This window comes from Algoriphagus halophilus (assembly GCF_900129785.1).
Taxonomy (GTDB): Bacteria; Bacteroidota; Bacteroidia; order Cytophagales; family Cyclobacteriaceae; genus Algoriphagus; species Algoriphagus halophilus.
Genome location: NZ_FSRC01000001.1, coordinates 400837 through 415354, shown reverse-complemented (window position 1 = coordinate 415354; position 14518 = coordinate 400837). Strand labels below are relative to the sequence as shown.

At 37.9% G+C, this 14518-nt stretch carries 11 protein-coding genes; 10 read left to right on the top strand and 1 reads right to left on the bottom strand.

The annotated features are described in order from the left end of the window. Positions 1-19 precede the first annotated feature (19 nt). From BUR11_RS01735 to BUR11_RS01695, 9 genes are all read left to right on the top strand, one after another. Positions 20-4645 carry a translocation/assembly module TamB domain-containing protein gene (locus BUR11_RS01735; protein ID WP_234982051.1) on the top strand — a complete coding sequence of 1542 codons (4626 nt, stop codon included), beginning with the start codon at positions 20-22 and terminating at the stop codon, positions 4643-4645. Positions 4646-4654: 9 nt separating this feature from the next. After that, the gene (locus BUR11_RS01730; RefSeq protein ID WP_074223116.1) at positions 4655-5953 is read left to right on the top strand and encodes a cryptochrome/photolyase family protein; all 1299 of its coding nucleotides are present in this window, start codon (positions 4655-4657) and stop codon (positions 5951-5953) included. Further along, positions 5950-6900 (top strand): Smr/MutS family protein, encoded by a 951-nt coding sequence (locus BUR11_RS01725; protein WP_074223115.1) that lies wholly within the window; start codon positions 5950-5952, stop codon positions 6898-6900. Before BUR11_RS01730 ends, BUR11_RS01725 begins: the two co-directional genes overlap by 4 nt. Before the next feature lie 3 nt (positions 6901-6903). After that, positions 6904-7734 carry a hypothetical protein gene (locus BUR11_RS01720; protein ID WP_074223114.1) on the top strand — a complete coding sequence of 277 codons (831 nt, stop codon included), beginning with the start codon at positions 6904-6906 and terminating at the stop codon, positions 7732-7734. 142 nt (positions 7735-7876) lie between these two features. After that, positions 7877-9085, top strand: coding sequence for a cupin domain-containing protein (locus BUR11_RS01715; RefSeq protein WP_074223113.1), 1209 nt, complete (start codon positions 7877-7879; stop codon positions 9083-9085). A 437-nt stretch (positions 9086-9522) separates the two neighbouring features. Further along, positions 9523-10257: a hypothetical protein gene (locus BUR11_RS01710; protein ID WP_143185797.1), complete on the top strand. Its 735-nt coding sequence runs from the start codon at positions 9523-9525 to the stop codon at positions 10255-10257. A 97-nt stretch (positions 10258-10354) separates the two neighbouring features. Next, a complete protein-coding gene (locus BUR11_RS01705) occupies positions 10355-10891 on the top strand; it encodes a VanZ family protein (RefSeq protein WP_074223111.1) in 537 nt (178 codons plus the stop codon). 97 nt (positions 10892-10988) lie between these two features. Continuing rightward, positions 10989-11888: a hypothetical protein gene (locus BUR11_RS01700; RefSeq protein WP_074223110.1), complete on the top strand. Its 900-nt coding sequence runs from the start codon at positions 10989-10991 to the stop codon at positions 11886-11888. Between the two features lie 72 nt (positions 11889-11960). Then, positions 11961-12452 (top strand): hypothetical protein, encoded by a 492-nt coding sequence (locus BUR11_RS01695; protein ID WP_074223109.1) that lies wholly within the window; start codon positions 11961-11963, stop codon positions 12450-12452. A gap of 60 nt (positions 12453-12512) precedes the next feature. On the opposite strand, the gene BUR11_RS01690 is transcribed toward BUR11_RS01695, so the two are convergent. Continuing rightward, positions 12513-13658 carry a cystathionine gamma-synthase gene (locus BUR11_RS01690; RefSeq protein ID WP_074223108.1) on the bottom strand — a complete coding sequence of 382 codons (1146 nt, stop codon included), beginning with the start codon at positions 13656-13658 and terminating at the stop codon, positions 12513-12515. Between the two features lie 129 nt (positions 13659-13787). Between BUR11_RS01690 and BUR11_RS01685 the strand changes: the two genes are divergently transcribed. Next, entirely contained in the window at positions 13788-14483 is a 696-nt protein-coding gene (locus tag BUR11_RS01685; RefSeq protein WP_074225057.1) for a VTT domain-containing protein, read from the top strand. Positions 14484-14518 lie beyond the last annotated feature (35 nt).

The following is a 14518-nucleotide window of genomic DNA, read 5'->3' as shown; positions in this document are numbered from 1 at the left end:
CGCGAAAGTTACGGATTTTTTGCACAAAGCGTTTCGTATAATCCTTTGGCTAGTTTTTTCTGTCTTACTTCTACTCATATTTCTGGCGATAAGCCTTCAAGTTACCTTCATTCAAAATTGGGCCCTTGACAAAGTAACCAATTATATCAACGAAAGAAGTGACTTTAAAACGGATATTGGTAAAATCACTTTAAACTGGTGGGATGCTGTCAAACTCCAAGATGTCAAAATCCTGGATCATAAAGACAGCCTGATGATTGGTTCGGAGACGATTGAAGTAGATTTTGATTTAAACTCATTATTATCTCCCGGAAATCCTTCGCTTCAAGAAGTCAGACTTTCCAGACCAGACTTACATTTAATTACCCATCCTGAAGACAGCTTGATGAATCTTAATCTCTGGGTTATACAAATGTCAGAGGTTTTTGGTTCCGGAAGTAGCTCAGGAGGAGGTGCTAAATTCGAAATCGGAAACGTTCAAATTCGAAATGGAACAGTATACATTGAAAATCTAAGCTATGATCCCTTTGAAGTAGGCTTTGATTACAATCATTTAAAATTTGATGGAGTATTCTGTAATGCTGAAAATTTTTATGTGGAGGGAGGAGAAATTGGGATTAATGTAAAAATGATCACTGGAATTGAATCTTCTTCAGAACTGGAAATCAAAGAATTAAAAACTGACTTCAAGTTTTCTCCGAAATTTATGGAGTTTGCCAACCTCAGCTTAAAATCTGATAAATCGCATATCAAAGATTACCTACGGTTCGATATGCTGTCTGACTCCGCACTCTCCAATTTTGTGACCGATGTAAAGATCACAGCCAACATGGAAGAGTCGAAATTGAATCTTACGGATTTAAGAAAATTTGCCCCGACTCTCCCTCAAATAGAAGATGAAATCTATCTGATTGGAGAAGTAACAGGAACCATCGCTGATTTCAAATCTGAAGAGTTCCTAATTCGCTTAGGTGAAAAAACAGCATTGTTTGGAGCATTTGAACTAGAGGGACTCCCGGATATTCAGGATACCTACATCAACCTTTCCCTCCAGAACTCCACGGCTTTAGCCAAGGATTTAGCTCCTTACGTGAGCGAGGAAGTTCAAAAACAAATTTTCAAGTTCAATACAATCCGCTTCAATGCTGATTTTGCAGGGTACTTACGAAGGTTTAGTACGTCAGGAGACTTCCAAACTACCATAGGAGATATTGAAGGAAGGATCAATTTTGACTTGGTAGACAACATGCCTTCCGTGGTTTCCCGGGTTACCATCTCCAACTTAGATCTGGGGATACTTGTGGAAGACCGTGAACAATTCCAGAAAGTCTCCCTAGATGGAAATGTGACGCTGAAAGGAAATTCCAGAGAAAACATTCTGATCGGCTTGGATGCCCAGATTGATAAAGTAGGGTTTAGAAATTACGAATACAGTAATATCACTACCGATGCTACCTATGGATTAAATCTATTCAAGGGAAATCTGGATATAGAAGATCCCAACCTTAAAATGCAAGCCACGGGTCTACTCAATCTAAATGAATCGATCGATTCCGTACGGATGCAGATTGATCTGGATACTGCCTTTTTGGCGAATATCAATTTAACCAACAAACTCAACTTCCTTAGCGGCCACCTTAATATTGACACCAAAGGAATCAATATTGATGACATACAGGGAATTGCCCGGTTTACTGATATGGCTCTGGGGTTTGAAGACCGCTTTTTGGAATTAGGAGATTTCAATTTTCAATCTCTTTTTGCTGGTGGGACGCGGACCATGTCCATTAATTCTGATTATCTGGTGGCAGCCGCTTCTGGACAGTTCAACTTGGAACAGATCTATCAAGATCTGAATGTATTATTAGACCAATACATTGCAATTATCATCAATGAACCCCAGCCTGTAGCGGATCTAGAGACAGTCTTTTCAGAAACCTACAATTTGGACCTGAACATCCGCATGTTCAATGTCAATCCGATTGTCCAGCTTTTTGAACCAGATCTTTCAGTTTCCCGAAACACAATTCTAGAAGGTGCTTTCTACCAAACTCCAGAAAATACCGTATTCAACTTTTTCACAAGTATTGATACTCTTAAATACCAAGACAAGACTGCTTTTGCGACAAATATTGATTTTAACACCTCTAAAATCATCAATAGCGAAGAGATCTTGGCCTCTTTTTATATTTATTCCAAAGCTCAACAGGTAGGCAAAAGCGTGGAGTTTTCCAATTTGGGTCTTGAAGCAATCTGGGATCAAAATAAGGTAGCGCTGGACTTTACCTTAGATCAAGATTCTACCCAAAGTTCTGCCAGAGTAAATGCCAATGCCCAGTTTTCAGCTCAGAACACCCAAATCAATTTTGCTCCTTCTTCTCTTAAAGTATTGGATAGGGAATGGAAATTTGTTAACGATAATCTAATCACCTTGACTCCTGGAGAAATAGATTTTTCTAATGTAAAAATCTTCAACGAAGATCAGTTCATCGCATTAGAAGGAGTCATATCTGAGGATCCTGCCAAAGAACTTCAACTCTCCATCAACCAAGTCAATGTTGACATATTAAATACCCTGGTGCCTCAAGAATTTGAAGGAACGGCAAACGGGATACTTAAAGTAGAAGATGTCTATGAAGCCCCTCTGTTACAAGGTGACATCAGTATTGATAGCTTAAGGATCAATTCATTTCTAATTGGAAATTTAAGAGGAACAGCCAATTTGAACGGAGAAATTCTGGCGTTGAATCTCTCCAATACCAGAAATGGAAAAAAGACCATTGATATGAATGGAAACATTGAATTGGAAAATCAAGACATCCATATCGATGCCATTTTAAGTGAAACCAACTTACTTATTTTAGAGCCTTTTCTCTCCAAATATGTTTCCCAAATGGGTGGCAGTGTGACGGGAGATTTTCAAATCAGAGGAACTACCAAAGATCCTGAAATTCTAGGAACAGGAATAGTAGACAATGGAAGATTACGTATCAATTACCTGAATACCAATTACCAATTGAATGGAAGTATCGCATTTATTCCCAATCAAATAAATTTTAAAGATTTGATCCTTCAGGATGTGAATGGAAACGTGGCTAATCTGAAAGGAGGAATCAACCACAGCGGATTCAAGGATTTTTATTTAAACATCAATTCCAACCTCACCAACTTCCAGGTGCTCAATACCACTTCACGTGACAATGAAACGTTTTATGGAAACGCCTATGTAACAGGAACCATTGACTTTTTGGGAAGTACTACCAACTTGGACATCAATGCAAGAGCGACCAGCCAACCCAATACCCGGATTTATATTCCTTTGACAGATGATAATCGAATAGCTCAGGAGGATTTTATACATATTATCAATATTCAGGACACCGTTCGGATCCGTGAGGTAAATGAAGAAATCAATCGATTGGACATTGAAAACATTCGGATGAATTTCATCCTGGATGTTACTCCGGATGCTTTGGCAGAAATCATCATTGACCCCAGAACAGAGGAGGGAATTTCTGGAAGGGGAAGAGGAGTATTGACCTTAAATGTGGATACTCAGGGGAATTTTTCCCTGACTGGTAACTATGAAATCACCGAAGGGAAATACAACTTCTCACTTTATAACATTGTAAAAAAACAGTTCAATATCCGGCCGGGAGGAAGAATCACCTGGTATGGAGATCCTTATGAGGGGGTCATGAATTTAGTGGCCGAATATGAAGACAATGTATCCATTCAGCCTTTGCTAAATGCTACAACCACTACAGATCCGGACAACACACAATCTAATAGAAGATACCCTGTAAAAGTGATCATGGATTTGGAAGGAGCCTTACTATCCCCCGACATCAATTTCGGGTTTGACTTTTCCCAATTTCCATCCAGTGGAGACATCCAAACAACTATATCAGCCTTCCAAAATAGAATTGCAAATGATGAACAGGAAAAAAACCGACAAGTGTTTTCCGTCATTATGAGCCGATCCTTTTCTCCGGAAGGCCAATTTTCAGGAGTGGCAAACATCTCCTCTAGTTTAGGCCAGTTACTTTCTTCCCAACTCAATGCATTTTTAGGGCAAGTGGACAAAAATCTTGAAATAGATGTGGACTTAGCATCATTGGACGCCAACACCTTGGAGACCTTCCAGTTATCTGTAGCCTACACCTTTTTGGATGGACGTTTGAGGGTTTCTCGAGATGGGGGTTTTACGAATAACCAGGGAATTGCAAATGCCGCTTCCATTATCGGAGACTGGCAAGCGGAGTATTTACTGACAGAAGACGGAGTCTATAGGATCCGAATTTTCAACAGAAATAATTTCAACGTATTTACCTCCTTATCTCTTTCAAAAAACGTGGCAACCTATGGGGTTTCTGTCTCCCAAAATGTCTCTTTCAACTCTTTTTCTGAGCTTTTCCAGAAATTGACCAGAAAGAAAGATGAAAAACTCCGAATCAATGACACGGATGATTTCCTTCGTTATAATTATGAAAATGGAGAAAATTGGACTCCGATCAATTTGGAGAATCTGGAAAATAGATTGGACTCTTTAGAGCGAATCCGCCAATCCACTCCCGTCCCTGACTCTATACCCGCCAAGAAAGATTCTCTAAACATTTTCATTCAAAACAAGCTTTTCAATTAAAGTTTAGTCATGAAGAAAATCACCCTTTTTTGGTTCCGTAGAGATTTAAGATTAGAAGATAACACCGGGCTTTATTATGCCTTGCAACAAGAAACAGGAGTACTTCCCCTATTTATTTTTGACCGAAATATTTTAGATGACCTGGAGGATCAAGAGGACCCTCGGGTTTCTTTTATTTATGAGCAAGTCCTTCAATTAAAAAAAGAACTGGAAGAAAAAGGGAGCACTCTTTTGATAAAATACGGGACTCCCGAACAGGCTTATGCTGAGATTTTTGAGAACTATCAGGTAGAGGCAATTTATACCAATCGGGATTATGAACCCTATGCCATCAAAAGGGATAAGACCATCGAAAAAATGGCCAAAGAGCATGGAACTACTTTTCTGACGTTTAAAGATCAAGTGGTTTTTGAACCTGGAGAAATACTCAATGGCTCAGGGGAATTTTATAAAGTCTTTACCCCTTTTAGTAAAGTCTGGCTTCAGAAATTTTCAGAAACCAAGGTAGAACCGCTCAACTATTTCCATTGGAAGAACTTATTGGAAACTGAACCCATCAAGGGAGTCACCTTGGAAGAAATGGGATTTAAAAGTTCAGATCAAAATATTCCTAGTTCCAACCCAGATGAGGAAATCATCAAGCATTATGACCAAACTAGAAATTTCCCTGCCTTAGATGGCACTTCACGTTTGGGCATCCATCTGAGGTTTGGGACCATCTCCATTCGTAAGTTGGCCATAAAAGCAAAAGAACTCAATGAGACTTATCTCAATGAATTGATTTGGAGGGAATTCTACATGATGATTTTGTTTTATAATCCGCAGGTGGTGGACAAGGCTTTCAAACCAGCCTACGATCAGATACCTTGGAGAAACAATAAAAAAGAATTTGAAGCCTGGTGCCAAGGCAAAACTGGCTACCCAATTGTCGATGCTGGAATGCGCCAACTCAACCAAACTGGATACATGCACAACCGAGTCAGAATGATAGTTGCTTCTTTCTTGACCAAACATCTTTTGATTGATTGGAGATGGGGGGAGGCCTATTTTGCCAAGAAATTACTTGACTACGATTTGTCTGCAAATAATGGAGGATGGCAATGGGCTGCAGGTACGGGAACTGATGCTCAACCCTATTTCAGGATATTCAATCCAGCCTCCCAAACTGAGAAATTTGATAAAGAGTTGAAGTATGTGAAAAAATGGGTTTCAGAATTAGGAACTGAAAAGTACCCAAATCCAATTGTAGATCATAAATTCGCAAGACAAAGAGCGTTGGACACGTATAAACAAGCCTTGGATCGATGAATATTGGAGATAAAGTAAGATTAATCAAAGGGACGGAAGAAGGAATCATTCGAAAAATTTCATCTAGTGGAAGAGTAGAAATAGAAATTGAAGATGGCTTTATTATTCCTGCCTTAAAAAATGAAGTGGTTGTCATTCATGCCACGGAAAAAAGTTATTTCGGTGAACAGGAAAATAAAGCAAAAGAACCTGAAGCCCCCCTCCCGCTTTCAGCGCCAAAAGATCAGGGTTTGTACCTAGCCTTCATTCCTATCAATGATCAAAGTTTAAGTCTTTATCTTATAAATGATAGCAAGAAGCCTTATTTAGCACATGCCTCCGAAGTATTTGGAGATAACCACCGGACCTTGATGGCTGGATCTTTAGGGGTAGGTGAATCCAAAAAGTTTGATGACCGCCTCTTAAAAGAAATGGATGAATGGCCTTCCTTTTTACTGCGCTTTATTCCTATCCAAAACAAGTTGGAAACCGCATTGCCCGCGTTTGAAAGGCAATTAAAAATGAAGCCAACTCAATTCTTTAAGCATTTAAGCAAGGCACCATTGCTTGGAAAAAGTGCCTATGTATTTTCCTTGGAACAAACCACCAAGGAGCTGGATATCCGGGCCTTGAATCAGGAACTGGAAAGCCTGCAACCTAAAGCGCAAGCTATTCCTACCAAAAAGCCCCCAAAATCTGTGGATTTACATATTGAGGAACTGACCCCAAATCCCCAAGGAATGAGCAATTCTGCCATGCTGAAGCTTCAATTAGAGGTGTTTGAAAAGAATTTGGATCAGGCAATAGCCAGTGGTATGGATGAAATCACCTTTATCCATGGCTTAGGAAATGGAGTTTTGAGAAAAGAAATTCATCGTCATTTGAGTCAATTAGGAAATATTAAGTACTTTCAAGACACGCAGAAAGACCAATGGGGTTACGGTGCCACCTTGGTGAAAATTTCCTAAATCATGCAGACGAAGGTCTCCCCGATTTTTCAAGTTTTTGAACGCCAGCATTCCGATGCTAAAGGTCTCTTTTTGGCATTGGGGAAGCAGATTAAATCCAAGAAGGCCATTGAATTACTCGCCAAAATGGAATTCATGGAGCTTTATTGTAACCTACTGGGGAAAATCCATTTTGAAAAAGAAAGCTTGAAATTTGATATATTTTCTCCTTTCAAGAAGTTTCAAAAAAATCTCCGGAAGATTCATCATTTCAAATTGGTAGAAAGGAATATTCTGGATCGAGAAAAAAAAACCAAGCAAACCTTTAACAGCTATCATCTTTATTTAGACAAGCAAAAAAAGAAACTCTACAATGAATCTTTCGATTTAGTGGTAGGAAGTACATTAAAGAGTTGGGATGAACTTTACCAAAACGCGCAACAAGCGAGCAAAGGTCTGAAACCCTTAGCCATCAGCTCTGCGATTAACCAAATCATCCAAGAGGAACTCGATTTCATCAAGTTGGATCTTAAAGCCAGTTTGGACAGTAAAGCCCTCAAAGAAATATTTGATGCATTGAGGACCATCATCATGCTGGAAAACTTATTGATCCATTTAGGCTTTAATCCTATTTTTGTTCCGAGCATTCATGAAGAAATTAATTTGCTCAAGAATAGTTTAAAACCTTGGTACTCTAACCAATTGTGCCTCCAGTCGCTCACACATTTTTTAGCGGAAAAAGAAAATGCATCCAAAAAATATCTGGATTGGACCAACGAATTAAAGGTTCAAAAGAAATTGCTTTCCTCTCAAGCGGAAAAACAAGCACACCTACTTTTTGATAAATTGGTCTAATTCTTATTTTGCTTGAAAGTTGTAAGCATTCCTTCATTTTCAGGAAGCGAGTAACCTGAATCTTTTCTTTTGTTCAACCCATTTTATATCGAACCAATAGGCCACTGATTATCCCTCATGGCTTCTGTCTTCCTTTTTAAATATGAATTCAAATCTCTGGGAACGTTTTTTACAAGACACTTCCAAATTAGCCAAACCGGCTCAGGCCAAGCAACTGATTTCAGAATCCGAAATTGATTCTATACAGGAGTTGTTGATTGAAGTCTTGAGAGGATTTTTAGCGAAGCAAGATATTCACATAGGCCTTAAAGTTTACATCAATAAGGAACTTAAGCATGAATACCTCGAGAAAATGATTGCTCATCCTCCAGGTAAAAACCAAAATCTAGAACAATGGTCAAAAGAGATTTTTGGCGATCAAAAATTTGGAATGATCTTGATCGGTTTGGAGGAATACAGCAATGCTTTTGCTGAAAAAGCAGCAGAAATTGTAAGGCCGCTTTTGCAACAAGCAGGAATGCCTTTGAATGGACTTTCCTTTCTTTTTTTTATGGGAAATTATGGTTTCACTCCTTTTGGGATTCATAAAGAATCAACAGGAGAAGATGGAATACTCTTTCATCTGGGCCCAGGGCTAAAAAACTTCTACACTTGGGACGATCCAAAATACAATGGAATTGCACATAACTCGGAAGTATTTCACAATATTCAGGAGATGATGGATTCAGCTGAAGAATATCAATTGAAACCCGGTGATGCCATGTTTATTCCGCATGATGTATACCATGTGGCTGACACTCCTGATTTTTCAATGAGTTTCGTTTTAGACTATATCAATCCACCTGTAGATCAACTTGAAAACGAACTCTTACAACTCACAGCAGAAGAAAACTTCAAGCAGCATGTAGGTTACGGTACTCCAGTCCGCTTAGAAGAAACCAATTCTTTTTTGAGGAATAGAATTGATATTGAGTCCATTGGGAAAAAGCTGGAGAAGGCCTTTGAACGTAAAATCACTGCTCTAAAAAGTAATGGAGGGATTCGTAGAAAATCGAATCTTATCCAAAAGCAATTACCCATATCAGGAAACTTCAGCATCCAAGGGAAAAGGATTTTCCCTATCCTATTGGACGAAACAGAATCTGAACGAATTTTATTGTTTGCCCGTGGTCATCGGATCCATTTTAAAAAGAACCCTGGGCTATCCGTCTTGGTTGAAAAACTAAATTCTGGAGAATGGTTGACTTTTGATACGATTCAAGAACTTTTATTAACCCATTGGGACCTTATTGACATTTATGGTTTTATCCAAGATTTATTGAATACAGAAGCTATCCAGTTGAAAAACTGAAAAGGTTAGTCTTATCAAAACCAATTTGAATTCAATTTGATAGTGTGTTTAACCATATCGCATCGAGTTCCCAATACCTGATTGGAATTTATTTAGTGATTCCTTAAATTAACTGAATCTTTGGGGATAAGGTCAATATTTTTTGAAAGGATGGCCTTCCTCTAATTCGGATATATTTTTTATTGATTCACTTGATCCTAAAACCATTGAATAGATTCTTCGATAAATCCCAAGAGAACAAAACTCCACAAATTACTCAACGAGAGAACGGTAGAAGTAAAAGCAATTCGGTTTTTCAAATGGTTGATAATAGGACTGAATCTTCAATTCAAAAAAAAATCCAAGAATATGGAAATAATAGCCCTGCAATAAGTCAAACTAAAGAGTACCAAGAATTACTCGATAGGAGGCCCGCTTCTAATTTGACAATACAATTAATGAGATATATTAAAAGAAGTGGTAAGAATTATGAAGTTCCTGATGACTACAAAAAGAAGAAAAAGGAAAAATGGATTTCCAAGGAAGAATACGAACTAAATCCATCAGGAATTAACAAAGAAGCTGCAGAAAAGTTAAAAAAAGAAGCACTCCGGAAAAAAGAAGAAATGGAGCGGGAGGAATTGAGAATCGAAGCGTTGAGGATAAGGGAGGAAAAATTAAAAAGTATCCCTTTAGAGGTAAGTAGGACCGATAGAAATTTCCCTTCAAAAACAAATAGAAGTGGGCAAGGGAAAGCACATCTAACTAATGAAGGCCTAGCCCCAGCAGGGAATACATCTATCTCCAATTTAGACCAACTTGATCAAGATAGTTTAAATAAAGGAACTAGTAATATTATTTCTTTTACGGGACCAAATCCACAAAATGGTGGACAAGCATATGGAGGGAATAATGCCAAAAGACTTTTTGTAAAAACTAGAAAAATTGCCAGGGCAAAAGAAAAAGGGAAATTAGATGCTCAACATTTAGAGATCTCAACTAGCAATCAGTTATTATCAAAACCTGAAATACGTTTCAATAGGAAATTTCAATCGTACGTAACAAAAGATGACGAACATCAGATAAGAGTGAACAATCCAAATGAGGGATATGATCAAATTATCCCTCCTCGTTTTATTTATGGAGATGATTTAGAAAATGAACATGATTCAGATTCGGACAGTGAAAGTTGAAAGAAACTAACATTCTTTTTTTTAAATAAACCCTAATCACCCTTCAAGCAGGCAAGACGTCTATAACAATAGATCTATTGATAGAAATAACGTCCAAATGAATTCACACTCTATTCCGAATGATCCAAAAATTCGAAAAGCAAATCAATGGACCAAAGCATTATTGGCAATCTATCTGCTAGTATTGGTTTGGATCATATTATTGAAACTTGGAGTGCAGTTTTCTTATATGGAAAAGAGGAGTGTGAACCTCATTCCTTTTATAACGCTCTATTTGAGCAAAATGGAAGTCCTGTTAAATGTGGTGATATTTATTCCCCTTGGCACCTATACAGCCACATTGATGAAATCATGGAGTTTTTCAAAGCAACTATTTTCCTTTTTCCTACTTAGCCTCCTCTTTGAAAGCCTGCAGATCATTTTAAAAATCGGAACTTTTGACGTTACCGATCTAATCACCAATACCATGGGAGGATGGATTGGATACCTTTTATATCAAATATTCCATCAGGTTTTAAAGGATACTGTAAAAACTCAGCAAATCGTTAATAGGATTGCTAGTATAGGAACATTTTTAATGATCACCCTTCTAATCCTACTCAAGTTAAACATGCTACCGATCCGGTACCAATAAGAATTATCACACTTCGTCAACTATTTTGTTAATACAATTTCCTATATTTCTCAATCCTGATAAAAAAATCACTAACAATTTCACCCTTTTAATTCAAATGGGGATATTTAATACTTTCGTTAAAAAAAATATTAAACATGTTTATTTCGCTGGATGGGAAGTAGAGTTTAACAATGATGAACGAAATCAAAAGTTCATAGAAACACAAGGCATTGATAAAAAAACTGCTTATTCCATTTTTTCAGCCATTGAATTGGAATTTGAGGATGGAAAATTAGTTAGGGCATTTGATATGGAAGAAGGTGATAAACAATCAAGAGAACTCACAGAGGAAGAACTTGGCCAGCCTTTTTTTGATGCACCGGTACATTCCATATTTAATCTCGAAGAATCAAGCGATGGCAAAAGTTATTTAGGAGGGGAAACACCAAAAGAATTTAATATCCCAAAATTCGATTTTATAGCTCCTTTTCAATATATAGGAAAAGTTTCCAAGTCAGATGAGCCTTTCCTATGGCTTCCTTTTGATCTCCATTTAACAGCTCCATTATTTTTGGAGCTGGATAAGATTTTTTTGGATTACACAGATCCAATGAACCCAAGGGTTCTGGATTTAGAGGAACTTAAGAAGACAGAAAGCCCATTCGGGAATTTAAAATCCGATTCTGAAATTGTATTTCAGAAAAAATATTTCAGAGGCCGAAAATCCAATTACATTGGAGATGATATGGAGGAATCAGTAATGGGGCATACTGGAGTTCCAAGCTGGATTCAATTCCCTGACATCCCATCATGTCCCAAATCCAAAAAAACTATGAAGTTTGTTATGCAACTGAGAAGCACTACTGGTATTCAAACTGAGCGTAGTAATGTAGTCCCTTCAAATGATGGCCTTCAACGTTATTTAGAAAAATTGAATTTTGCAGCAGATGGTGATCTTTTTGTTTTTTTTGAACCAGAAAGTAAGGTTGCCTGCTTTTTAATCCAAAATACTTAATTAATCTGAACAGTATTAGACAATTATATGAATCAATAATATGGAATCAGAAGAAAGATCAAATAGTTAATAATGAGAAAAAGCATATTCCTAATTATTGGATTTTTTAATTTTGCCTTCTGTTTTGGGCAGTCAGATTATGTGATTTTATCAGATCAAAAAAGAATAGATGAATTAATCTCCTCAAAAAACATAGTAGAAAAGTCCGCAAAGACGGTGAATCTGACAAAAAAAGAAATCAATTTATTGGAAAAATTGCTGAAACAATCAATTGATAACTATAATGACAAACTTAGTGAAAGTTCGAAAAATTATGGCAGATCTGAGCAATTCATAGAATTGTACCAGATTAAAGAATTAAAAAATTACATGGTTCAATATGTTCCTTATTTAAATGATGAAGGGCAAAAAGAAGTTTGGATTAACGGATTTTGCAATCATGCTGAACCAAACTGGAAGACACAGATAATCTATTATTTAGATGGAGGAAATTGCGTTTTTAACATCCGTATTAACCTAACTACTAAGAAATGTTTATCAATTAAAACAAATAATATTGCTTAATACATTTCAAAAAAACCAGCCTCATCAGCTGGTTTTTTAATATAAATGAATGTTCTAAAATCAGATTTTCGAAAGGGCATTTGCCAAATCTTGCTTGAGATCCTCTGCATCCTCCACTCCCACACTCAATCGGATTAAGGAGTCCACCAATCCTACTTTTTCCCGCTCTTCTTTAGGGATACTTGCATGAGTCATGGAAGCAGGATGACCACATAGAGACTCCACTCCACCTAAAGATTCTGCCAAAGCGAACAAATGGAAGTTCTCCATGACGGTTATCGCATCTTCTTGCTTATTTCCCTTCAAAGTAAAGGAAATCATGCCTCCAAAATCACGCATTTGCTTTTTTGCAATTTCATGATTTGGATGATCTTCGAATCCAGGCCAGTAGACTTTTTCCACTTTAGGATGGTTTTTTAAATAGGCAGCAATGGTCTTTCCATTTTGACTATGTCTCTCCATCCTTAGATGTAAGGTTTTAATGCCTCTAAGCACTAAGAAACAATCCTGAGGACCTGGTGTCGCCCCACAGGCATTTTGGATAAACACCAACTTGGATGCAAGTTCATCGTCATTCAACACCAAAGCGCCCATAACTACGTCAGAATGTCCTCCCAGGTATTTGGTCACGGAATGCATCACAATATCTGCTCCCTGATCCAAGGGATTTTGTAAGTAGGGAGAAGCAAAGGTATTGTCAACTGCTAGTAAAACTCCATGTTCCTTGGCAACTTTGGCTACCCCTGCCACATCAATAATATTCATCATAGGATTGGTCGGAGTTTCCACCCAGATCATCTTCGTGTTTTCATTGATATAAGTAGCGATGGATTTTGGATCGCCCATGGGAACAAAATGGAATTTGATTCCATACCGCTCAAAGACTTTGGTGAATAAGCGATAGGTCCCTCCATACAGATCATTGGTAGAAATGATCTCGTCTCCGGGATTGAACAATTTCACCACCGCATCGATCGCTCCCAATCCAGAGGAGAAACAAATCCCATGTTTTCCATTCTCTAAGGCAGCTAGATTATCCTGTAGGGCAGTTCGGGTAGGATTATGGGTTCGTGAATATTCATAGCCCTGATGATCTCCTGGAGATCGCTGCACATAGGTGGATGTCTGATAAATTGGAGTCATGATCGCTCCGGTACTTGGATCTGGCGCTACTCCTGCGTGGATTGCTTTGGTTCCAAATTTCATATGCTTATGGGTTTAATTCTTATCAATTAGCTTTTAGGGAAATCTTTTTAATTGGTAGGGTGTTTTTGGCTTTTGCTCACTAAACTTGTAGGCTCTTGGAAGAAACATTTTCCTGAAGGCCAATCAAAGATGACAAAAAAGGGTAGTATTTTCAAAACTATTTCCTCCTACTTGGGAGATCATCCCACAGGGATCCTTGCCTGGCTTTGGGTGACTACAATGCCCTTCATTGGTAGTGCTGTTTTTGCAGTGAATTATGATTTCCTTGAACAATACAGTCTAAGCTCTGGAGTTGATTACATAATATACACGTTGATCGGAGCAATGATCATGGGCTTAGCTTTACTACCCACCACATTGATCGCACTGGCTTCCGGATTTTATTTCGGCTGGGTCTCATTGCCTTTTTTAATTTTAGGATACTCCCTCGCTTCTGTAATAGGTTATGGTATTGGGAAATTCATCAATATGGAACTCACCGAGCAAGTCTTTAAGAAAAACCCGAAGTTTCATGCGGAAGTAGAAGCCCGAAAAGAAAAAGAAGGTTCCTTGGTGTTTTTTGTTCGTATCAGCCCTGTAGTCCCCTTTTCTATTTCCAATTTCCTCTTCGCTTCAATGAATGTGAGTCTGGCAAAAGTGCTGATTTTTGGAATTCCTGGTATGCTTACCCGAACTGTGATCGCTTTTACTGCCGGAGTATTGGCTAGTTCCTATCTGGCTGCTAAACAATCCATGAATTCTCCTCTACAATGGGGAATTGGCTTAGCATTGTTGATTATTGGAGGAATAGGTATTTATGGATATGTGAGAAAGAGGAAGAAGTGAACAGTATTCAGTGATCAGCAGTTCGATTTAAAGCC